Origin of the sequence: Mesorhizobium sp. Root554 (genome assembly GCF_001427025.1) — a bacterium.
Classification (GTDB): domain Bacteria; phylum Pseudomonadota; class Alphaproteobacteria; order Rhizobiales; family Rhizobiaceae; genus Mesorhizobium.
The window spans coordinates 779627-802473 of the sequence record NZ_LMGA01000001.1 but is presented as its reverse complement, the minus strand read 5'-3'; the positions used below and the strand labels follow the sequence as shown (position 1 = coordinate 802473).

At 62.9% G+C, this 22847-nt stretch carries 18 protein-coding genes; 5 read left to right on the top strand and 13 right to left on the bottom strand.

What is annotated here, in order from left to right; translation table 11 throughout:
• Window positions 1-9: 9 nt before the first annotated feature.
• The 5 genes from ASD44_RS03905 to glyA form a co-directional block, all read right to left on the bottom strand.
• Entirely contained in the window at window positions 10-627 is a 618-nt protein-coding gene (locus ASD44_RS03905; RefSeq protein WP_056115413.1) for a riboflavin synthase, read from the bottom strand.
• The gene (ribD, locus tag ASD44_RS03900) at window positions 627-1703 is read right to left on the bottom strand and encodes a bifunctional diaminohydroxyphosphoribosylaminopyrimidine deaminase/5-amino-6-(5-phosphoribosylamino)uracil reductase RibD (RefSeq protein WP_056115410.1); all 1077 of its coding nucleotides are present in this window, start codon (window positions 1701-1703) and stop codon (window positions 627-629) included. Before ribD ends, ASD44_RS03905 begins: the two co-directional genes overlap by 1 nt.
• Before the next feature lie 44 nt (window positions 1704-1747).
• Window positions 1748-2215, bottom strand: a complete 468-nt coding sequence (gene nrdR / locus ASD44_RS03895) for a transcriptional regulator NrdR (protein WP_056109018.1) — start codon at window positions 2213-2215, stop codon at window positions 1748-1750.
• Window positions 2216-2340: 125 nt separating this feature from the next.
• Window positions 2341-2919 carry a cation transporter gene (locus ASD44_RS03890; protein WP_056109015.1) on the bottom strand — a complete coding sequence of 193 codons (579 nt, stop codon included), beginning with the start codon at window positions 2917-2919 and terminating at the stop codon, window positions 2341-2343.
• 121 nt (window positions 2920-3040) lie between these two features.
• Window positions 3041-4339 carry a serine hydroxymethyltransferase gene (gene glyA, locus ASD44_RS03885; protein ID WP_056109012.1) on the bottom strand — a complete coding sequence of 433 codons (1299 nt, stop codon included), beginning with the start codon at window positions 4337-4339 and terminating at the stop codon, window positions 3041-3043.
• Between the two features lie 213 nt (window positions 4340-4552).
• On the opposite strand from glyA, the gene ASD44_RS03880 reads away from it, so the two are divergent.
• On the top strand, window positions 4553-7264 hold the full coding sequence (locus ASD44_RS03880; protein ID WP_056115409.1) for an autotransporter outer membrane beta-barrel domain-containing protein: 2712 nt from the start codon (window positions 4553-4555) through the stop codon (window positions 7262-7264).
• Between the two features lie 68 nt (window positions 7265-7332).
• Here the strand turns inward: ASD44_RS03880 and ASD44_RS03875 are convergent, their stop codons facing one another.
• From ASD44_RS03875 to ASD44_RS03860, 4 genes are all read right to left on the bottom strand, one after another.
• Window positions 7333-8580, bottom strand: coding sequence for a L,D-transpeptidase family protein (locus ASD44_RS03875; RefSeq protein ID WP_056109008.1), 1248 nt, complete (start codon window positions 8578-8580; stop codon window positions 7333-7335).
• Between the two features lie 325 nt (window positions 8581-8905).
• Complete coding sequence (locus tag ASD44_RS03870) at window positions 8906-9421, bottom strand: winged helix DNA-binding protein (protein ID WP_056109005.1); 516 nt, start codon at window positions 9419-9421, stop codon at window positions 8906-8908.
• Between the two features lie 192 nt (window positions 9422-9613).
• Window positions 9614-10039, bottom strand: a complete 426-nt coding sequence (locus tag ASD44_RS03865; protein WP_056109002.1) for a DUF6163 family protein — start codon at window positions 10037-10039, stop codon at window positions 9614-9616.
• On the bottom strand, window positions 10036-11079 hold the full coding sequence (locus tag ASD44_RS03860) for an enoyl-CoA hydratase/isomerase family protein (RefSeq protein WP_056109000.1): 1044 nt from the start codon (window positions 11077-11079) through the stop codon (window positions 10036-10038). The genes ASD44_RS03865 and ASD44_RS03860 overlap by 4 nt, the downstream gene beginning before the upstream one ends.
• Before the next feature lie 190 nt (window positions 11080-11269).
• Between ASD44_RS03860 and hemB the strand changes: the two genes are divergently transcribed.
• From hemB to ASD44_RS03840, 4 genes are all read left to right on the top strand, one after another.
• Window positions 11270-12301 carry a porphobilinogen synthase gene (hemB, locus tag ASD44_RS03855; protein WP_056108997.1) on the top strand — a complete coding sequence of 344 codons (1032 nt, stop codon included), beginning with the start codon at window positions 11270-11272 and terminating at the stop codon, window positions 12299-12301.
• Between the two features lie 11 nt (window positions 12302-12312).
• Window positions 12313-13401 (top strand): hypothetical protein, encoded by a 1089-nt coding sequence (locus ASD44_RS03850; RefSeq protein ID WP_056108995.1) that lies wholly within the window; start codon window positions 12313-12315, stop codon window positions 13399-13401.
• Between the two features lie 123 nt (window positions 13402-13524).
• On the top strand, window positions 13525-14787 hold the full coding sequence (locus ASD44_RS03845; RefSeq protein WP_056108992.1) for a multidrug efflux MFS transporter: 1263 nt from the start codon (window positions 13525-13527) through the stop codon (window positions 14785-14787).
• Between the two features lie 51 nt (window positions 14788-14838).
• Window positions 14839-15228 carry a DUF423 domain-containing protein gene (locus tag ASD44_RS03840; RefSeq protein ID WP_244478717.1) on the top strand — a complete coding sequence of 130 codons (390 nt, stop codon included), beginning with the start codon at window positions 14839-14841 and terminating at the stop codon, window positions 15226-15228.
• 61 nt (window positions 15229-15289) lie between these two features.
• Here ASD44_RS03840 and ASD44_RS03835 read toward each other — a convergent pair whose 3' ends face one another.
• The 4 genes from ASD44_RS03835 to ASD44_RS03820 form a co-directional block, all read right to left on the bottom strand.
• Window positions 15290-16084, bottom strand: coding sequence for a tetratricopeptide repeat protein (locus ASD44_RS03835; RefSeq protein ID WP_056108989.1), 795 nt, complete (start codon window positions 16082-16084; stop codon window positions 15290-15292).
• Window positions 16085-16553: 469 nt separating this feature from the next.
• Entirely contained in the window at window positions 16554-17693 is a 1140-nt protein-coding gene (locus tag ASD44_RS03830; RefSeq protein WP_200946400.1) for an outer membrane protein transport protein, read from the bottom strand.
• Window positions 17694-18040: 347 nt separating this feature from the next.
• Window positions 18041-20824, bottom strand: a complete 2784-nt coding sequence (locus ASD44_RS03825) for a valine--tRNA ligase (RefSeq protein ID WP_056108983.1) — start codon at window positions 20822-20824, stop codon at window positions 18041-18043.
• 155 nt (window positions 20825-20979) lie between these two features.
• The gene (locus ASD44_RS03820; RefSeq protein ID WP_156459894.1) at window positions 20980-22509 is read right to left on the bottom strand and encodes an NAD(P)H-hydrate dehydratase; all 1530 of its coding nucleotides are present in this window, start codon (window positions 22507-22509) and stop codon (window positions 20980-20982) included.
• Window positions 22510-22847: the final 338 nt, after the last annotated feature.

Sequence of the window (22847 nt, the reverse complement as noted above, 5' to 3'; positions counted from 1 at the left end):
TCCAGAGGCTCAAAGCCCTTCTTTCGCCGCCTCGGCCAACCGGGCGGCATAACGCGCCATGGTGTCGATCTCCAGGTTGACGCGGTCGCCGGCCCGGCGCTCGCCCCAGGTCGTGACCTGCAAGGAATGATGGATCAAAAGCACGTCGAAACGGGTCCCCTCCACCCTGTTGACTGTCAGCGAGGTGCCGTCCAGCGCCACCGATCCCTTGGGCGCGATGAATTTTGCCAGCTCGCGCGGCGTTTCCAGTGTAAAGCGCACGGCGTCGCCCTCATCCTTGCGCTCGACGATCTCCGCCGTCCCATCGACATGCCCGGAAACGATGTGACCGCCGAGTTCGTCGCCGATCTTGAGCGCGCGTTCCAGGTTGACGCGCGTTCCGGAGCGCCATCCGGCAGCTGTCGTCAACCGCAAGGCCTCTTCCCAGGCCTCGACCTCGAACCAGCGGGCGTTCGATCCAGCTTCCGGCAGCGCCGTGACCGTCAGGCAGACGCCACCGCAGGAGATGGACGCGCCGATGTCGATGGTCGCCGGGTCGTAGGCGGTATCGATGCGCAGCCCTACCCCCTCCTTCAGCGGCTTGACCGCGGCAACCGTGCCGACATCAGTGACAATACCGGTGAACATCAGATGTCCCTCGCCCATTCGGCGCAAACATCGTCGCCAAAGCTCATCTCGCGCAACTTGACGAAACCGGCGGGAATGCTGTTTTCGTCGAGCGGTGAAGCGATGCCGCCCTTGCCGATCTCATTGGGTCCCCGGAACAGGACGATGCGGTCGACAAGTCCGTCTTCGAGGAACCCCTTGGCCACCTTGGCCCCGCCTTCGATCAGGACACTGGCCATGCCCAGCGCGGCCAAATCTTCCAGCAGTTCGGGCAGAGCCACTTGCCCGTTGTGCGTCTCGGTGCCGATGAATCGTACGCCCAGCCGCTCCAGCGTGGCGCGCCGAAGCGCATCGGCTTCCGCGCAGGCGGCGACATAGACCGGCACCCGGTCAATGCCGGCGATCAGCCTGGAGTTTTCGGGCAGCCTTATCTGGCGGTCGAGGACGATGCGGGCGGGCGAACGATTCTCAAGGCCCGGCAGGCGCACCGTCAGTGCCGGATTGTCTTCGATGACGGTGCCGATGCCGACAAGCACCGCGTCCGCCTCTGCGCGGAGAAGATGGACCTCGCGACGGGCGATCTCACCGGTGATGGAAACCTGCCCGGCGCCTCGTTCGCCGATCATGCCATCGCTCGAAAGCGCAAGCTTCAGAATCACTTCCGGCCGTTTCCTGAGAGATCGACTCATGTAGCCGGCCATCTGGCCGGCTGCTTCCGACACCAGCACCTTCTCGACGACCTCGATGCCGGCGGCGCGCAGGATGGCGTAGCCTTTGCCGGAAACACGAGGGTCGGGATCGCTGGCCGCGCCGACGACGCGGGTGACGCCTGCCTTGACGAGCGCATTCGCGCAGGGCGGCGTACTGCCGTGATGGGCGCACGGCTCAAGAGTCACGTAAGCGGTCGCGCCGCGCGCCAAATCGCCGGCTTCGGCCAGCGCCTCGGTCTCGGCGTGCGGCCTCCCGCCGACCGCGGTGACGCCCGTGCCGACGATCATCGGGCCTGCGCCGTCGTCGCGCACGATGATCGTGCCGACGGACGGATTGGTGGAGGTGCGGCCGGCGTTGCGGCGCGACAGGCGAAGCGCCGCCGCCATGTAGCGGCGGTCAAGCGTCTCCAACCCTGCACGATCCTTCGCGGTCACTCCGCCGTTTCCTCGTCGCCTTTCAGTTCGCCCAGCACGTCATGGAAGTCCTTCGCCTCGCGGAAATTGCGGTACACGGAGGCAAAGCGGACATAGGCGACATCATCGAGCGATTTCAACGCGTCCATCACCAGCCGGCCGACCTCCGCCGACGGAATTTCGGTCTCTCCGGAGCTTTCGAGCTGGCGCACGATGCCGGTGACCGCGCGGTCTATGCGCTCGGGATCGACATTGCGCTTGCGCACCGCCGTCTCGACCGAACGCAGCAGCTTGTCACGGTCGAAGGGTACCTTGCGGCCGGATTTCTTGACGACGACCAGATCGCGCAGCTGCACGCGCTCGAAGGTGGTGAAACGGCCGCCGCAATCGGGGCAGACGCGTCGGCGGCGGATGGCCGCGCCGTCCTCCGCCGGGCGCGAATCCTTCACCTGCGTGTCTTCGGACTGGCAATAGGGACAGCGCATGGGCGGCCTGGCGTTGGGACTCGGTCGGTTGAAGGCTTAGAGGCTTTTGCGGGCGGAATCAAAGTCCACAATACTCGATGGAGATGTGATGGCGGCCGTCCGGGAAATCAACTGCCCCGGAGTGGCTAGCTTTCGGCGTGTTCGCGTCTGGCGGCGGTGAAAACCTCGCGAGCCGCGTCCGCGTTCAGCACGGCGATGGCAAGGCCAACGACAATATCCGGCCACGCCGATTTCCAGACGAATGCCGTAACCAAACCCGCTGCGATGATCGCGGCATTCGCCAGAACATCGTTGCGCGCGGACAGAAACGCTGCATTGGCAAGGCTGCCGCCGGCATGACGAAAACGAGCCAGCATGAGCGCGCAGGAAAAATTGACGACAATGGCGCCCAAAGCTGTGACCGCCAGTGGAACGGGCGCTGGCGGAACCGGTACGTTGAATTTCTCCCAGGCCGTCCAAAGGGTCGCCAGGGCCGGAATCAACAGTATCCCCGCCAACGCCATTCCAAGCCGCGCCCTATTCCGGATCGACCAACCCAGCGCTGCCAGGATCAGGAAATTGACGGAGGCATCTTCGAGAAAATCGATGCTGTCGGCGAAAAGCGATACCGATCCGACCCAGATGGCCGCGGCAAATTCAATCCCGAAATAGCCGAGGTTCAGGAGCGCGACCAGCCGTACGGTCTTGCCAAAGGTGTCGGTCATTCTTCGATCGATCAATTGCCTATGTCTGAGCCTTTGATGCCCGGACCGACGGCCCCGAAGCGCTGGCCGCCGATCATCGACATTGACGTCCGCGCCGCTGGCGAGCGACGCGGACGCAGCGTCAACCCAGATAGGGGTAAAGCGGGAAACGATCGGTCAGCGCCACGATCTTCTGCTTCACGGCAGCTTCCACCGCGGCGTTGCCCTCGTCGGAATTGGCGACTTTAAGCCCATCCAGCACCTCGGCGATCAGCATGCCGATCTCGGTGAATTCCGCCTTGCCGAAACCGCGCGTGGTGCCGGCAGGCGTACCCAGGCGGACGCCCGACGTCACGAACGGCTTTTCAGGATCGAACGGTATACCGTTCTTGTTGCAGGTGATGTTGGCGCGGCCGAGCGCCGCCTCGGCCCGCTTACCCGTCGCGTTTTTCGGACGGAGATCGACCAGCATCAGATGGTTGTCGGTGCCGCCGGAAACGATATCGAGACCGGTTTCCTGCAAAGTGGAGGCCAGCGTCCTGGCGTTCGCGGCGACGTTCTCCGCATAAGTCTTGAAGCTTGGCTGCAACGCCTCGCCGAAGGCGACGGCCTTGGCGGCGATGACATGCATTAGCGGGCCGCCCTGAAGGCCGGGGAACACCGCCGAATTCATCTTCTTGGCGATGTCCTCGTCATTGGTCAGGATCATGCCGCCACGCGGGCCACGCAGGCTCTTGTGCGTCGTCGTCGTCACCACATGGGCGTGCGGCAGCGGCGACGGATGCACGCCGCCGGCGACCAGTCCGGCGATATGCGCCATGTCCACCATCAGCCAGGCGCCCACGGCATCGGCGATCTCGCGGAAGCGCTTCCAGTCCCAGATGCGCGAATAAGCGGTGCCGCCGGCCAGGATCAGTTTCGGCTTCGTCTCATGCGCCTGCTTTTCGATTTCATCCATGTCGAGCAGGTGATCGTCCTTGCGCACGCCATAGGACACGACCTTGAACCACTTGCCGCTCATGTTCACGGGCGAACCATGGGTCAGGTGGCCGCCGGAGTTGAGATCGAGGCCCATGAATGTGTCGCCAGGCTGCAGCAGGGCCAGGAACACCGCCTGGTTCATCTGGCTGCCTGAGTTCGGCTGCACGTTGGCAAACTTGCAATCGAAGAGCTTCTTTGCCCGCTCGATGGCGATTTCCTCGGCGACATCGACGAACTGGCAGCCGCCATAATAGCGCTTGCCCGGATACCCTTCCGCATATTTGTTGGTCATGATCGAGCCCTGCGCTTCCAATACGGCGCGGGAGACGATGTTCTCCGAAGCGATCAGTTCGATCTCGTGGCGCTGGCGGCCGAGTTCGTTGCGAATGGCGCCGAAAATGTCGGGATCGATTTCCTCCAGTGGCGCCGAAAAGAATGATTCGGTCGAATTTCCAGCCATTGCGTGCACCTTTCAGCCAGAGCCTAGAATCTGGCAGCGCCTTAGCATGAGCCATTGGACAGTGTCATCGGCCACGCGCGAAATTAACCTGTTCGTTTGCACCACGTTCACTTTGTTGGGCCGATTTGGATTGCGGCCTCGTCCAAATCATGTCTTTTTCGTGTCGGGGATGAATCGAATGGGATGGAGAACTGCCGCACAACCGGAGGGATCATGCCGCTTCGAATCTCGCTACATCGCACCCTGCTCTGTTCGACTTCTCTCGGGGCCCTCTCGTTCTCGGCGCTTCTCCACACCGCACCGGCCCTTGCCGCATGCACGTTCGCGCCCACGGCCGGCAACGACACTTACATTTGTGACAGTGGCACCGCCCTCGGTCTGAACGATCCGGGCGGCGACAACGCCTTGCAAATGCCCACAGGAGGGACAGGCACCATCGACGGAACCGTCGTGTTCGGCGCTGGCGCAGATGCCATCGTCATCGGCGGCGGCACCATCACCGGCAACGTCCAGCAGGGCAGCGGCACCGACGATTTCGTCATGACCGGCGGCGTGGTCCAGTCGCTCAACCAGGGCGACAATCTCGATACCTTCCGCATGGAAGGCGGGCGGATCGTCGATTTCTTCGATGACGGCGACTACGCCGTGATGACCGGCGGCCGGATTGGCCGGGTCAACATGAAGCTCGACGACAACACATTCGACATGTCTGGCGGCACCATCGACAAGAACCTCGTCGCCGGCTTCGGCAACGACACGATCATCATCTCCAACGGCACGATCGGCGGCAATGTCAGCGTCAGCGGCGGCACCGACACCTTCACCATGACCGGCGGCTCGGTCGGCGGCAATGTGCTGATGAGTTTCGGCACCGATACGGTGGACTGGTCCGGCGGCGGCATCGTCTACGGCACGATCGATATGGGCGCCGGCAACGATATCGCCAATCTCACCAATCTGACCAATGCCAATCTCGGCGAGACCGACGCGATCAATGGCGGGCTCGACAACGACCGGCTGACGCTTTCCAACGTGACGCTGGACGACATTGCCCGCCTGCAGAACTGGGAAACCGTCGCGGCGACCAACGACACCGAGTTGACCCTCGACGGGGCGCTGGTGCTGGGCGACACAGGCACAGGCACCGGCGAACTGACGGTCGATTCAACCAGTACCGTGTTCGCCGGCGGCATGAATGCGACGATTTCGCCATTCATCGCGGGACAATTGGCGTCTGTCGTGAACGCCGGTCGCATCGACCTAACCAATGGCGGCCCCAGCACCTCCGATATCCTGACGATCAACGGCAACTACACCGGCAATGGCGGCGTGCTGCTGCTCGATACGGTGCTTGGAGACGATACGTCCGCCAGCGACAAGCTCGTCATCTCCGAGGGCGCAGCCACTGGAACGACCTCGATCGTCGTCCGTAATGCCGACGGCGCGGGCGGCGCAACCGTGCTCGACGGCATTCTGGTGGTCGAGGCGATCAACGGCGCGACGACCCAGGACGGCGCTTTCGGACTTGGCGACCGGGTGGCCGCAGGCGCATACGAATATTATCTGTTCCGCGGCGGCGTCAGCGGCGGCACCGAACAGAACTACTATCTGCGTTCGACCATCGTGAACGTTCCGGCCCCGCCAACGCCGGCGCCTGCGCCCTCGCCGGTCGATCCGGTGCCGGAAGTGACGCCGGAACAGCCCGAGGCGCCGTTGCCGCCACCACCACCGGCGACCGAGCCGCCACCGCCACCGCCAACCGAGGGCGACGCAACGACGCCCCCTGCCGATCCGACGCCCCCAGTGAATGAAACAGACCCCGCGCCAACGACGCCTCCGGCGCCGCCCGAGGCCGAGGCACCCGAGCCGCCACCCCCACCGCCAACCTTCCCCGTGGACCCCGCTCCGGTTCCCGGACCTGGCGCGACGCCGCCGACCGACGGTGCGACCGCGGTGGAAGGCGCCGTCGTCCCGCTCTACCGGGTCGAAGTGCCGGTCTATTCTGTGCTGCCTGCCATTTCGCACGAGCTGGCGATGGCGACGCTTGGCACGTTCCACGAGCGGCGCGGCGAACAGAGCCTGCTGCCAGGCACAGGTCTCCTGTCGGCCGGCTGGGCACGCGTGTTCGGCCAATCGGTCAAGGCATCGTGGGATGGAACGGTCGCGCCTTCATTCGACGGCAGCATCTACGGCTTCCAGGCCGGGACGGACATCTTCGGCTGGGACAATACCGGTGGCGGACGCAACCGGGCCGGATTGTTCCTTGGGTATGCCAACGCCTCCGGCGATATCCGCGGCCAGGCCATCGGCTGGAACAATCTGCAGGTCGGCAGCCTGGACATGTCGGCGACCAGTTTTGGCGGTTATTACACCCATGTCGGCCCATCTGGCTGGTATGTCGACGCGGTGTTGATGGGCAGCTGGTTCGACGGCAACGCCAAATCGGACGCCGGCGAAGGCATCGACATCGATGGCGCCGGTGTGACGGCCTCGCTCGAAGGCGGGTATCCGATCGTGATCGCCAATGGGTGGATGCTGGAGCCGCAGGCCCAGCTCGTCTGGCGCCACATGTCGCTGGACGACACGCACGATCGCTTCTCCGCAGTGGGCTTCGATATCGACAATGGCGTCACCGGTCGTCTTGGCGCCCGGCTGCAAGGCACCTACGATCTCGGCGGAACCGAGCTCCAGCCTTATTTGAAGGTCAATCTCTGGCACGAATTCGACGGCTCGGACACGGTGCGGTTCGATGCCGATCCGATCGTTACCGAACGCGGCGGGACGTCGCTGGAGTTCGGCGGCGGCATCGTCGCCAAGATGAACGAAAGCGTAAGCCTGTTCGCCACCGCCGACTACACGACCGAGGTCAGCGGGCCAAATCGCGAGGTGTTCGAAGGCAATCTCGGCTTGAACGTCAGATGGTAGGCATATCTTCCCGACCAGAAATGAAAAGGCCGCCCGGAGGCGGCCTTTTCATTAGAGATATCTAAGGCTTACAGCGCAGAGGTGATCTGCAGCTCGTCAACGCCGTCGCGACCGTAGATGTCGTCGCGGAACTGCACAACACCCGCGCCGGTCGACCAGGCGGAGATGTAGGTGAAATAGACCGGCACCGGGTTGGTGACCTGAACCGGCGTGCTCTCGCCGGTCTTGATCGCCGCTTCGAAATGCTGACGATCCCAGCCGGGCGTGTCGCGCAGAATCCAGGTGACGAGGTCGCGCACGTTCTGCACGCGCACGCAGCCCGATGAATCGAAGCGCATCAGCTTGCCGAACAGGCTCTGCTGCGGGGTGTCGTGCATGTAGACGCCATCCGGGCTCGGGAAGTTGATCTTCACCGAAGCCATGGCGTTGTTGGCGCCAGGATCCTGACGGAAGCGATACTTGGCCGCCTCCTCCGTCGACCAGTCGATGGTCACCGGATCGACCTCGCTGCCATCGGGCGCGAGCAGGCGGATATGGCTGTCCTTGAGATAGTTCGGATTCTTCCGCATCAGCGGAATGATGTCCTTGCGCACGATCGAGACCGGTGCATTCCAGTACGGATTGACGATGATCTCGTTGATCTTGGAGTTCACGATCGGCGTCTGTCGGTCGATCTTGCCGACGATGGCGGCATGACGCAGCACGACGCGGCCATTTTCCACCGCCTCGACCTGCTGCGCCGGAATGTTGACCAGCACATAGCGGTCGCCGAGGAAACCGCCCATCGAGCGGAGACGGACGAGATTGGTTTCAAGCTGGCCCAGGCGAACCTGCGCCGAAACGTTCATGGCGGCATAGCTGTACTGGCCAAGCACGCCGTCCGAAGGCAGGCCATGGCGCAACTGGAAGCGCTTGACCGCCGAATCCACATAGGAGTCGAAAGCATCGGAAAGGCCGGCGTTCTGCGGCAGGTCGCCCGAGACCATCAGGCGCTTGCGCAGCGGCACGACGTCTGGATCGACGACGCCGAGTTTCAGCTTCTTGGTAGCAGGGACCGGGCTCCAGCCACCCTGCGAAACGATGCCCTGATAAAGGCCGATCGCCTGTTCGGTGAAGGAGGTCGTCTGCGGGCTGAAGATCGGAAGGGTCGAAGCCACCCGGCCATTGTCGCTGACGCGGGCGTCGAACGTATCGTCCCAATTGCCCGAGGATTTCAGGATATCACCAATGACATCCTGCGCCCTGGCGCCGCCTGCAACCATGGTTGCGGCGAGTGCGCTGGCACCGGAAAGGAAAAAACGGCGGCTGGTCTTCATGGACGTTCCAGACATTCCTCGAAAAACGGACATTGTTGTCCTCACTCTAGGGCGGCCAGTCTTAACAATTAGCCAACCATACCGCGCATCACGTCGGCGTGAAACGCGCAATCATGAAACGGGTTCCGGCCGAGTTGCACATGCGACAAAGCCTACAGCACCCTCGGTTTCATTGGAATATGGCGGCAACGTGGCGTCGCCATCGGCGCGGCCCCTCTCACGCCAAAAGAAAGACGGGCCCGTGCTTTTCCCGCACTGGCCCGTGACTGAGAGATTGCGCCGCCCGCGCTGCTTCGGCGCGGTGCCGCGATGATGCCCGCATCGACTACATGCGATAGGCGATGGTGTCGTTCCAGAAGCGGTCGAGACGCTGCAGGGCGCGGTTCATCTGCTTGAACTCGTCGGTATTGATGCCACCGACCTGCTCGATCGAACCGACATGGCGCTCGTAGAGACCAGCCACCACCTCGGCAACTTCCTGGCCCTTCGGCGTCAGGCTGACACGGACCGAGCGGCGGTCGATGCGCGAACGCTGGTGGTTGATGAAGCCGAGATCGACCAGCTTCTTGAGATTGTAGGACACGTTGGACCCGAGATAGTAGCCACGCGAACGCAGTTCGCCGGCGGTCAGCTCCGAATTGCCGATATTGAAGAGCAGCAGCGCCTGGATCGCGTTGATGTCGGAACGGGCGTTGCGGTCGAATTCGTCCTTGATCACGTCAAGCAGACGGCGGTGCAATCTTTCGACCAGTTGCAGCGATTCCATGTACAGCGAACGGATTGCTTCACGGCGGTCGTCGGATACGTTGGCGGTCTTTGCCACAGGGCGGGAGTTGATCATTGTCTTTGCCTCTTGTTTGTCGCCTTGGTGATTTTTTGTTTTTCTCACCTTGATCGCGACACTATCGAATACTCATAAAATTCGACTTAAACGCCAAGGCTAACAAGAGCTTACCGGTAACGGGTTTCGAAAGACGCTTAACGAAGCGTCACGCGAGGGCAAAGAATTAAGGTAAATGTTTAGCAGCCGGATTCAGAGTTCGCGCGCGCGGCGGCCCTGAAGGTGAAGCACAATCCGGAAGACTATGTAGAGCAACGCCACCAGCGCATGGGAAAGCACGATCGACGGACGTTCGCCGAAAAGCCGCGGCAGCCCGGCATACATGACGATCTCGGTCGCAGCACAGATGAACCATATGACCGGCCCCCACGAGGCGAGCATCCACAGGCCGGCCGCGGCAAAGGGGAAAAGCACCGCCAGCACGACAGAGGTGACCTGCCAGTGCACCGGCATCAGGTCGAAGCGCCAGAGCGTTCCCGGATAAAAGCCGATGAGGCGCACCCAATACAGCAGGCCGAACAGCAGGCAGTAAGCAGCGACGATGCGCTGGAACCAGGCGAAGATGATCTCGACCGTCGAGGGTTCGAAAAGAATGCGCCTCGACGTCGTCTCGCTCACAGTTGCAATTCCCTGTCTCCGAGCGATGCGAAATAGGCATCGATATCGGCGGCGCTGACGGCATCGAGCGTGGCCGGACGCCATTTCGGCTGCCGGTCCTTGTCGACAAGCGCCGCCCTGATGCCTTCATAGAAATCATGACCGTGGAGCATCCGGTTCAGGATGCGGAATTCCATGCGCATGCAATCGTCCATGGAAAGGCCCTGCCCGGCCGTGATCTGCCGCCAGGCGACGCGAACGCTGGTCGGAGAACGGTCCAGCATCACGGCCAGGGTTTTGGCCGCGAATGCATCGTTCGCACCCGCGTTCTCGAGGCTGGCAAGGATGTCCTCCAGCGAGGGCTGCGAGAAATGCCTGGTGATGCCTTCCAGTACGGAAGCGGCGGTTTCACGTTCCACGGAAACGGAAAGAGGAGCCAGGGCGTTTTCCGGTTCGCCCGATTGCGCCAGCCGTTCGATGAACGCGGACTGGTCCAATGTCTTGATCGCATGAGTAGCGAGGCCCGACCCCAGTGCATCGCCACAAGCAATACGGTTGCCTGTGAGCGCCAGATACATGCCGAAGCTGCCGCTCAGCCGAGGCAGGATATGGCTGCCGCCGACATCGGGGAAGAAGCCGATGCCGACCTCGGGCATGGCGAATTGCGCGTTTTCCGTCATCACGCGGTGCGATCCGTGGCAGGAAACGCCCACCCCGCCGCCCATGACAATGCCGTCGATGAGCGAAACATAGGGTTTCCTGAACCGGGCGATCTGCGCGTTCAGCCGGTACTCGTCCGCGAAGAAGTCGACCGGTGGGCTGCCGGCGCGGCCGGCGTGGTAGACCTGCATGATGTCGCCGCCGGCGCAGAACGCCCTGCCTTCGGCCTTGACCAGCAGGACAGCGACGGAGGGATCCTGCTCCCACGCCGTCAGGGCGCGGGCCAGCGCCCTGACCATGCGATGCGTCAGCGCATTCAGAGCCTGGGGACGTGTCAGCGTGACGATGCCGGCCTTGCCGGTTCGCTCAAAGCGGATTTCGTCGCCGCCGTCAAAATCCATCGTCCGCGATTCCTCCAACCCAAGGGTGATTGAAGTGCTAAGCGGCAGGGACAGCGGCGTCAATTGTCGCGGCCTTTTGACAGGCCCATGCACACAGGGTGTGCGCGTTCGCGACAACCGGTTGCATCATCGTGGCGCATTGGTCTTGCGGGCGGCATCATGATAAAACCCGCGCATCTGGAGTTGAGCGATGAACAAATTTTCCCGTACCAAGGCCGCCGGCTCGCGCAGCGTCGATGAGATCACCGGCTCCCGCCGCCTGCGGCGCATGCGCAAGGCCGACTGGTCGAGACGGCTGGTGCAGGAAAACCGCCTTACGGTAGACGATCTGATCTGGCCGATCTTCGTCGTTGACGGCAAGAACGTACGCGAGCCGATCGAAGCCATGCCGGGCGTCTTCAGGCTTTCCATCGACCTCGCGGTCAAGGAGGCGAAGCATGCGGCGAGCCTCGGCATCCCGGCGCTGGCGACGTTCCCGAATGTCGACATGGCGCTGAGGGACCAGACCGGCTCGCACATTCTCGACCCGGACAATGTCATCAACCGCGCGACCCGCGCCATCAAGGACGCGGTTCCGGAAATCGGCATCATCACCGACGCGGCGCTCGACCCGTTCACCAGCCACGGCCATGACGGCATCCTGCGCGACGGGCTGATCGTCAATGACGAGACGGTCGAGCAGGTCACCGCCGCCGCCGTCATCCAGGCGGCCAGCGGCGCCGACATCATCGCCCCTTCCGACATGATGGACGGCCGTATCGGCGCGATCCGCGACGCGCTTGACGCCAACGGCTTCCAGGACGTGGCGATCATGTCCTATGCGACAAAATTCCATTCCGCCTTCTACGGCCCGTACCGCGAGGCTGTCGGCACGGCGGGCCTGCTCCAGGGCGACAAGAAGACCTATTACATCGACCACGCCAATTCCGACGAAGCCGTGCGCGAGGCAGAGCAGGATCTCGCCGAAGGGGCGGACATGCTCATGGTCAAGCCCGGCCTCCCCTATCTCGACATCATCCGCCGGCTGAAGGACGAATTCGCCGTGCCGACCTTCGCCTATCAGGTGTCGGGCGAGTATTCGATGATCAAGGCGGCAAGCGCCAATGGCTGGATCGACGGCGAGAAGGCGATGCTGGAATCGCTTCTTGCCTTCAAGCGCGCCGGCTGCGATGGCATATTGACCTACTTCGCGCCGACGGTGGCGGAGATGCTCAACGGCTAGCGGAGTGTCGAATGAAGGAACTGACCGATTCGATTTATGAAGCGGCCTTCGTTCCTGATCTTTGGCCCAACGTCCTTGAACAGCTTTCCGTGGAAACCGGTTCGCACGGTTCGACCATCCTGTGCATCAGCGAAAACCAGCCGCCGCGGTTCGCCGCCTCCAAAGGCACCTACGAGCTTGTGAAGAATTTCGTCGATGACGGAACCTGGCGGGACAATCGCCGGCCGGCCCGGTTTGCCGAGGCGCAAGGGAAGTTCCTGCGCGAGGTCGACATGATGTCGCCGGAGGAAATCAGCACCGATCCCATGCGAGCCTATCTGGAGCGGTTCGGGCTGGGCTGGCAGGCCGGCACGCTGGTCCCGATGCCGACGGGGGAGGTTGTCGTCTATTCGCTCGATCGCCTGCTCCAGGACGGTGCGCACGACCGTGCCAAACTCGACCGCGTCAATGTGCTGTGCCCGCATCTGGCGCGCTCCGGCCTGATTGCCGCGCGGCTGGGGCTCGAACGCGCAAGATCGACGGTATCGGCCCTCGAGATACTGGGCCTGCCTGCCGCGGTGCTCTCCAAATCCGGGAGGGTGACGGCCACCAATCCCTTGTTCGATATGCTGGCCGGGGTTTTCACGCCGACTGCCTTCGACGGCGTGGCACTCACCGATGCGGCGGCGGATAGTCTTTTCCGGCGCGCGCTGGAAGCGGAAAATGCGGGAGCCGAGCCAGAGGTTCGCTCGATCGCCATTCAGCAGACGCCGCACCGCCCACCGACCGTGCTGCATGTGCTGCCCCTGCGGCGATCCGCCTACGACATTTTTTCCGGCGCCGACATGCTGCTGGTCGCCACCATGGTGAATGCCAGCAAGCTGGTGCCGGCGCCGACGATGCTGACCGGGCTGTTCGACCTGTCGCCCACGGAGGCCCGGCTGGCAGCGGCGCTGGCGGGCGGCCAGTCGCTGAAGGAAGCCACGACGGCGGCGAAAATCACCCTGAAGACCGGCAGGACCTATCTCGAGCGCATTTTCATGAAAACCTCGACCCATAGCCAAAGCCAGCTGGTGGCGCTGCTGAAGACGATCGACGTGCCGGGTCGCGCAGCGTCCTGAATTCTGCCAGATGGGCCAGTCCGGCTGGAAACATTCCCATAGGGCGAATGCGCCTTGACCTTCATCGGCGAAGCGCATCTCTACGTCGCTGACAAAGTCACCGACGTAATCGCCTGAAAAGACATGCCTGCCACCCCATCCCATCCCGGCACCGAAAGCGGCTACAACGTCCACTGGCGCCGTAATCTCGTCGTCTGCCTGCTCGGCTCGTTCACGACGCTCGTGGCGATGACGCTGCTGCTGCCGTTCCTGCCGCTCTATGTCGAGGAACTCGGGGCAAAGAGCCATGCCGAGATCGTGCAATGGTCCGGCATCGCCTATGGCGCTACCTTCTTCGCCGCCGCGCTGGTCGCGCCCCTGTGGGGCAGGCTCGGCGACCGCTACGGCCGCAAGCTGATGCTGGTGCGCGCCTCGCTCGGCATGGCCGTCTGCATGTCGCTCACCGGCATGGTGGAGACGGTCTGGCAACTGGTTCTGCTGCGCCTGCTGATCGGCTTTGCAGGGGGCTATTCCTCCGGATCGATGATCCTTGTCGCCATGCAGACGCCCAAGGACCGCTCCGGCTGGGCGCTCGGCACGCTGTCGGCCGGCATCATGGCCGGAAACCTCGTCGGACCGCTGATCGGCGGCGCGCTGCCGCCGCTGATCGGCATCCGCACCACCTTCCTGCTGGCCGGCGGTGTCATCTTCCTGTCCTTCCTCGCCACCACCTTTCTCATCAAGGAAGACAAGCTCCCTGCTGCCAAAGCCGACAAGCAGGCCGGGCAAAAGCGCAAGGGCGGCTGGTCGCAGATCCCCGACAAGCGTCCGGTCGTGGCCATGCTGGTCACGGGCACGCTGCTGATGTTCGCGACAATGTCGATCGAGCCGATCATCACCGTCTATGTGGCGCAGCTGGTGGAAGACCAGAGCCGCGTCACGCTGGTGTCCGGCATTGTCATGTCGGTCGCCGCGCTGGGCAGCATCCTGTCGGCGTCACGGCTTGGCAAGCTGGCGGACCGCGTCGGCCACTGGAACGTCATCATCGGCGCGCTGGTCGTGTCGTCGCTGCTGTTGATCCCACAGGCCTTTGTCACCGCCAGCTGGCAACTCATCGGCCTGCGCTTCCTGATGGGGCTGGCGCTCGGCGGCCTGCTGCCTTCCGTCACCAGCGTCATCCGCCACAACGTGCCCGACGGCGTCGGCGGCAATGTGCTCGGCCTGTCGATCTCTGCGCAATATGTCGGCCAGGTGCTGGGACCTGTTCTGGGCGGTTTTGTCGGAGGACATTTCGGCATGCGCTCGGTGTTTCTGGGCACATGCCTGCTGATGGCGGCCGGCGCCGCCTATAACTGGCTGATCCATGCGCGGCACCAGCGCAGGCTTGCCGAGGCAGCCCGGACGTGATCTCGGCATGGATGGTCAAACATTGATGCGATATGCGGAAAGGCCCGAACGATGGACATGCAAGCTGGATATCGGGAAAGCCCGTCGAGGACATCGAGCCGCGCCCTCGTCTTTGCCGGCGGCCTCTGTGGCGCCGCTGGCGTCGGGCTTTCGGCCGCGGCCGCGCATCTTGGCGGCGCCTTCACCGGCACGGTCGCCTCGTTTCTGCTGGCGCACGCGCCGGTGTTGGTCGCCGTCGGTCTGACCGGCGCTAACCGGATCGCAAAGATCGCCTGCCTCGTGCTGGCGGTCGGGCTGGTGCTGTTCTGTGGCGATCTTCTGATGCGCGACTTCGGCGGAACGCGCCTCATGGCGATGGCGGCTCCCACCGGCGGCACGCTGCTCATCGTCGGATGGCTGGTGCTTGCGGCATCAGCTTTCGCGAAGTCGAAATCCCGCTAGATTTTTCTGAAAGCCAAACTGCCGAAACGAGCCGAACGCCCGCAGGCGTTTGCCGCGCGGTCTACTGGTCGCTGCCCTTGGTCAGGATGTCGTCGGCCAGGGAAATCGCCGTGCGGCGGTCTGCTTCCGGCGCCAGCGCGAAAGCCTCTTCCTGCATGGAGCGTATCCACGGCTGATCCACGGGCGCGGCGCGTTCGAGCGCCGCCGTCATCATCGCCAGACCGCGCACGACACGGCCGCTCTGGAACAAGAGATTGCCGAGTGTTGCCTGCGCACCCGCATGGCCCTTTTCGGCGGCAAGCTGCAACCAGCGCCCGGCCTGCTTCACGCTGGCCTTAACGCCACCCTCGCCGTGGAGGAATATCTTGCCCATTTCATACTGGGCGTTCGGATTGCGGTAGTTGGCGGCGGCGCGCATGTAATATTCCTGCGCCTGCACTTCATTCGCTTCGACCGGGCTGCCCGGAATACCGACTTTCGAGTAATTGCCGAGCGCGACGAGCGCGTCGGACACGTAGCTTTCTTCCGGCGAGCCGGGCTCCACATCCTGATCGGCGATCTCGCTGTAGAATTTATAGGCCTCGTAGTCGTTGCGGGCGACACCATCGCCTTCCGCATACATGCGGGCAAGCTTCCAGGTCGCACCGATCTGACCGTTCTCTGCCGCGTACTTGTAGGCTTCGACCGCCTGGTCCTTATGGCCGTTCTTGTAGGCGGAGAAGCCGAACTGGAACACGGCCCAAGGGCTGGATTCCGGTTTGACTCCGGTCTTGTCGTCAAAAATCTTTTCGTCGAAGGCCATAGCCTGGCCGGCTGCCCCCAGGGTAGCGACCGCGACAAGCGCAGATATCGCCATGGCCCTGACGCGGCTGCGCGCTGGAACGACCCACCGGCTTCGGCCCCGAAATACGGAGGAACTGGGTGCGGCGGCGGCTGGAATCGTTTCCTCGGCGGTCTGGCTGTGCCCCTTGGCAACACCGACGCTCGGAAATCCCGCCTTGGAAAAGACCCTGCCGTGCATACTCGTCCTCGCCGCGATCATGCGGCCTGCCCTTCGCTATGCCTTCATGGCACGTGTCCCGGGCACCCTCTCGAAGTGCTCCGGGTTTATGGCGGGAAGTGGGCGATGTCTTCGCCGGAGTCGGCGCAAAGCGGCGAACTAAGGGAACCGTTGCAGAAATGTCACGATTTTGTGAGCGCTTGGTTACCCGGATATTGCGCTGATGGCAGCGTTTTGTGGACTGACAGACGACTCGCCCTGAACGGCAAGAAGAAACAAAAAAGCCGGGCAATGCGCCCGGCTTTTTTAAAGTTATTTCAGTTGCTTACCACTTGACGGCGTAGCCCACGCTGCCAGCGATGGCGTAGCCGGAGTCGACCGACGTTCCTGCATCGGACCCTTTCGTAATGTCAGCCGAGGTCAGGTAGCTGACGCCGACACCTGCCCGCAATTCGCCGCCCATGGCGTCCTTGAACGAACCACCGACCGCCAGCGTGTAGGTGTCGCTGGACAAATCATAGCCGGTCAGGACACCTTGGTCCCACGTCAAACTGACAAGGCCTGAAACCTTTTCGTTGAACGCATGACCGACGCCGCCGGTGACGGTCCAGCCGTCTTTCCAGTTGTAGACGTCCTGGCTGCCGATGCCGGGGACGCTGGTCGTAACCAGCAGTTCCTTCTGTACACTCCAATCGGACCATTTGACCGAACCGAAAGCCAGCCAGCCCGGCGCGATGCCGCTCTGGAGCTTCAATTCGACGGTCTGGGGAAGATTGCCCGTGCCGATAGCCGGCAACGCGACGCTTGCCGCTGGTGACCCGATGAGGGCACCAGGAACCGTCAGTGAGCCGCTGGCGCCATAGGATGTGCCGGAGCGATACATCAACTGGGCGCGCAAGGCGATTTCCGGAATGGCGTAGGCAATACCCGCGCGGTAGCCGAACTCCTCGCCGTCGAGCGTCAGGCGCGCGAAGGCGCCCGGTATCGGAAGCGCGTTGAGACGATCGTAGTCAAAATTCTCCATGTAGCCGCCACCGAGCAGCCAAAGCTGACCCTGCCCGACATTGAACTTCACGCCGCAAGTCAGCGCCTTTTCGTTGGTGGTGAATTCTTCTTCAAGCTTTCCGCTCAGCTTCGGGTAAGCGTAGGTGGCCGAGCCGCCATTGTTGTCGACCATGGTCGCGGCGCAACGGATGTTATCTGTAAGGTTGAGCTTTATCGCGGCCGACGGGATGACGTAGTCATCGGTGTAGGACGTTCCAACGAGCGCCGGGTTCGGATTCTTGGTGAACTCGCGTTTTGGCGACACGTAGGTCACACCGGCGCGCATGTTGAAGTTGCCGTCCTCGAACAGGATGTCCGTGTCGGCATTGCCGCGCGAAAAACCGCCAGCATGGGCGACGCTTGCCAGCGCCAGCGAAAAGCAGCCTGCCCCCAGCAGTGCTTTCATACGCAAATTGCTCATTAATCCTCTCCCCAGGAAATCAAGTTGCCTATGCTAGAACCAATTCAAGTTAAGCACGCAATAACGAATTTCCGGGCGTACAAGTACGGCAACAGGAGATATGGCAAACCGGCGGCCAGTCACCCTCGGGCAGACCTCGAAAACACAGAGATTTGGACGGCAACCATAGTGAAACGGGCTGAAAAGCCTCGCTCAAGCCGCCAAAACACTGCATTTTCGAGTGGCAGCGGCCCAATTGTTACATTACGGCAACATTGGGGCGAAAACATTCCGTTTACGTCAATGTGACGTTGCGGAATGCCTGTCTCGCAAGCAGGTACTCTTCGGTTTTGGCTGTTCCCGACGCCTTAACCGGCGTCGCGGACTCGCTTGAGGGCCGTGGCAAGACTCGACTGCGATTCGACATATTCAGCCAGCTTCTCACGTTCCGCGGCGACGACGTCCTCCGGCGCATTGGCGACGAATTTTTCGTTCGACAGCTTCTTGTGCAGGCGGGCGATTTCCTCGGTAACCTTGGCCAGTTCCTTCTGCAGGCGGGCAGCCTCGGCGGCAAGGTCGATCAGCGCGCCGAGCGGCAGGCAGACGGTCGCCTCGTTGAGGACGATCTGCGCGGCACCCTTGGGGGTCGCCTTGGCATGGGAAATATCGCCGACGCGCGCCAGCCGCTTGATCGCGCCGTCATGCCGGGCAAGGCGCTCGCGCGTCGTGTCGTTGGCGTCGATGACGACCAGCGGCGCGATCGCCGCCGGCGGCACGTTCATCTCCGAGCGCACCGAACGAATGCCGGAAACCAGATCGATCAGCCAGTTCGTCTCGTCGGCGGCCGCCACATCCTCGAATTCCGGCGAGGGCCAGGCGGCATGGCACAGAAGCGACTCGCGCTGCTTGCCCTCGCCCGCGGTGGCGGCCCACAATTCCTCGGTCATGAACGGCATCATCGGATGCAGCAGCTTGTAGATCTCGTCCAGCACGAAGGCGACGCAGGCGCGGCTTTCAGCCTTGGGCGCCTCGTCGGTTCCCATGAACACCGGCTTCAGCAGTTCCAGATACCAGTCGCAGAACTGGTTCCATACGAAGCGGTAGGCGGCGCTTGCCGCATCGTTGAAGCGATAGGCAACGATGCTGTCAGTCACTTCGCGCGAAACACGTGTCAGTTCGGTCAGGATCCAGCGGTTCACCGTCAGCTTGGCGTCGTTCAGCCAGAAACCGTCGTCGCGCGCCACGTCGTTCATCTCGGCGAAGCGCGTGGCGTTCCACAGCTTGGTGCCGAAGTTGCGGTAGCCGGCGATGCGGGCCGGGTCGAGTTTTACGTCGCGGCCCTGCGCGGCCATGATGGCGAGCGTGAAGCGCAGCGCGTCGGCGCCGTATTCGTCGATCAATTCGAGCGGATCGACGACGTTGCCTTTCGACTTCGACATCTTCTGCCCGTTCTTGTCGCGCACCAGCGCATGCATGTAGACCGTGTGGAACGGCTCCTCGTCCATGAAATGCAGGCCCATCATCATCATGCGGGCGACCCAGAAGAAAATGAGATCGAAGCCGGTCACCAGCACGTCGGTCTGGTAGTAGGTTTTCAGCTCCGGCGTGTTGTCCGGCCAGCCAAGCGTCGAGAACGGCCACAGCGCCGAAGAGAACCAGGTATCGAGCACATCCTCGTCGCGGGTCAGGATGGCGCCGGGCTCGAAGTTCTCCAGCCTGTCCTCGACCCAGGCCTTCCACGGGCCTTCATGGGCGATGTAGTGCTGGATGGCCGCTTCCAGCGCCGCTTCCTCATCCTTCTCGACGAAGATTGCGCCGTCCGGCCCGTACCAGGCCGGGATCTGGTGGCCCCACCAGAGCTGGCGCGAGACGCACCAGGGCTGGATGTTCTCCATCCACTGGAAATAGGTCTTTTCCCAGCTGCTAGGGATGATCTTGGTGCGGCCCTCGCGCACGGACGCAATGGCGGGCTTCGCCAGTTCGGCGGCGTTGACATACCACTGGTCGGTCAGGAACGGTTCGACCGGCGTGCCGCCGCGCTGGCTGTGGGGCACGGCATGATGGTGCGGATCGACCTTGGCGAGGTACCCGCCTTCCTCCATGAGTTCGACGATCCGCTTGCGCGCCTCGAAACGGTCGAGGCCGTGCAGGCTGTTCCAGATAGCCTGCCGCTCCGGGTTTGAATCAACATCTGCGAGGAAGTCTTCGTTTTCGTTGATGTTTACGGCTGCGTCGACGGTCAGGATATTGATCGCCGGCAGCTTGTGGCGCTTGCCGACTTCGAAGTCGTTGAAGTCGTGCGCCGGGGTGATCTTGACCGCGCCGGTGCCCTTCTCGGGATCGGAATACTCGTCCGCGACAATCGGAATTTTGCGTCCGACGATCGGCAGGACGACGTTCTTGCCGACGAGCTTGCGGTAGCGCTCATCCTCCGGATGCACGGCGACGCCGGTGTCTCCAAGCATGGTTTCGGGGCGCGTGGTGGCCACGGTGATGAATGTTTCCGAGTTTTCAGGGTCGAATGTCTTGCCTTCGACGGGATAGCGGAAGTGCCAGAGGTTGCCGTTCAGCTCGACCTGCTCGACCTCGAGGTCGGAGATGGCAGTGAGCAGCTTCGGGTCCCAGTTGACGAGGCGCTTGTCCTTGTAGATCAGCCCCTGCTTGTAGAGCGTGACAAAAACCTCGAGCACGGCCTTCGACAGGCCCTCGTCCATGGTGAACCGCTCGCGCGACCAGTCGCACGATGCACCGAGGCGCTTGAGCTGGTTGAAGATGATGCCGCCGGATTCGGCCTTCCACTCCCATATCTTATCGACGAATTCGGCCCGCGTCAGGTCGCGGCGATGGATCTGCTTTTCCATCAGCTGCCGCTCGACCACCATCTGGGTGGCGATGCCGGCATGGTCCATGCCCGGCTGCCACAGCACATTCTTGCCGCGCATTCGTTCGAAACGCACCAGAATGTCCTGCAGCGTGTTGTTCAGCGCATGGCCCATGTGGAGCGAGCCGGTGACGTTTGGCGGCGGGATGACGATCGTGAAGGGCTCGGCGCCCTCTTCAGCCCCGGCGCCCGCGCGGAAGGCATCCGCCTCTTCCCAGATTTTGGCGATCTTCGGCTCGACCGCCTTGGCGTCGTAGGTCTTCTCAAGCATGGGAAAAAGCGTCCGCTTTTCGGGGAGTTGTCAGTGACGGTGTAAACCGAAAGGTTTTAGGCAAGTCAACCACGGCTATCCCGCCGAATGGCCGCTGCATGAACAGATAGGCGGCATATTTGCCCTGAACAATGCTGCACTATGCCTGTTGGCGCTCAGGAAAACGGCGTCGCGATCAACTCTTTGAGCACTGGAACCAGCGCCAGCGGCAAATCCTCCGCAATGAGGCCCGGTCCGAAGCGAGTGCCGGCTTCGGCATGAAGCCAGACGGCGGCGCAGGCGGCGTCGAAGGGCGGCATCCCTTGCGCCAGCAGCCCGGCGATCACACCCGCCAGGACGTCTCCCGACCCTGCCGTGGCAAGCCAGGGTGCGCCATTGGCGTTGATGGCGGCCATGCCGTCGGGAGCGGCGATCACCGTGTCCGGCCCCTTATAGACAATGACGGCGCAGGAACGTTCCGCGGCGGCGCGGGCCTTCGCCAGTTTGGACAGGCTGGTATCGGCGGCGATATCCGGGAACAGACGCGCGAACTCGCCTTCATGGGGAGTCAGCACCAGGGCGGGCGCTCTGTCAGCATGCGCTGCCTCGAACAAGGCATTCGGCTGCTCGCGAAAAGCGGTGATGCCGTCGGCGTCCAGCACCAGCCCCTTGACCGGAACATCCCTGCCGACGCCAGTCACCCTGCTTGCCAGAACCGCCTCCACAAACGTGCGCGCCTTTTCACCAACGCCGAAGCCCGGCCCCAGCACGAAGGCTGACGGCGCGCGTTCGGCGATAAATCCGGCCAGATCCCGGCCGTCATCAACCTTGCGCAGCATGATCGAGGTCAGGTGCATGGCGTTCACCTGCATGGCACTGGCCGGAGACAGCACCGTCACCGCCCCTGCCCCGCTGCGGGCAGCGGCCAGCGCGGACAGGCGGGCGGCGCCGGTGGATGCCGGACCGCCGGAGAAAAGGCCGACATGGCCGCGCTTGTATTTATGGGCGTCGACCGCCGGTGTCGGAAACGTATCGCGCCACAGATGCGGCGTGTTCTCGAAGGTCCGGATCGCCAGCGAACGGATGATCGGATCGGCAATGCCGATGTCGGCAAGCACAAGCTCACCGCAATGGTCCCTGCCCGGCTGCAGCAGATGGCCCGGCTTCCTGCGGGCGAAGGCGACTGTCACCTCGGCGTGAAAGGCGCTGCCGAGCACCTTGCCGCTTTCGCCGGAGACGCCGGATGGCAGGTCGATTGCGACGACCGTCAGACCCAGCTTCGTCGCCGTCTCGACTGCGCGGGCCGCATCGCCCTCAAGCGGCTTGGACAGACCGGCGCCGTAGATTGCATCGATCACAATGTCGCCCGGCGCGGCGTCGAAATCCGGGAGAGGACGGGGCGGCAAGGGACATTCGGACGCGGCGATTTCTGCATCGCTTCCCGGCTTCGGAGCAGCCGACACCCACAGCGAGATGCTGACGCCGCTTTCCGCCAGCACCCGCGCGACGACATAGCCGTCGCCGCCATTGTTGCCGGGTCCGCACAGGACATGAACGCGGGACGCCATCGGGTAGCGAGCAAGAACCAGCGACGCGACGGCGCGGCCGGCATTCCGCATCAAATCCATGCCATCGAGCGGCCCTTCGGCGATGGCCTGCCGATCGACCTCGGCCATTTCCGCCGGTGTTATAAGTTCTGTGCCGATGAGAGTGCGCATGGCGTGAACATGGCCGCTTTTCATACCGAAGCAAAGTGGCTCGCCGCCGCGGTTTATCGTTCAACGTTCAGGCCACCAATCCCGCCAGTGTGGGTGCCGGATACGCGGTGTAGGAGACCCATCGTTCGATACCAGGACACTGCTTGCCACTCTGCCTGCAAATTAGGCTTCATGCCCAAATAACATGCAGACCAGGTTTTCCTCAGCATGAGTGCCGGACAGTAGCTTGCCTAAAAGACCGCGACAAACGGTTGGAATTTGCAGTCCGGGCGGCCTCGCCGGTGAAATCGCGCCACCTCGCTCAACTCTATCCAACTGGCACAGTT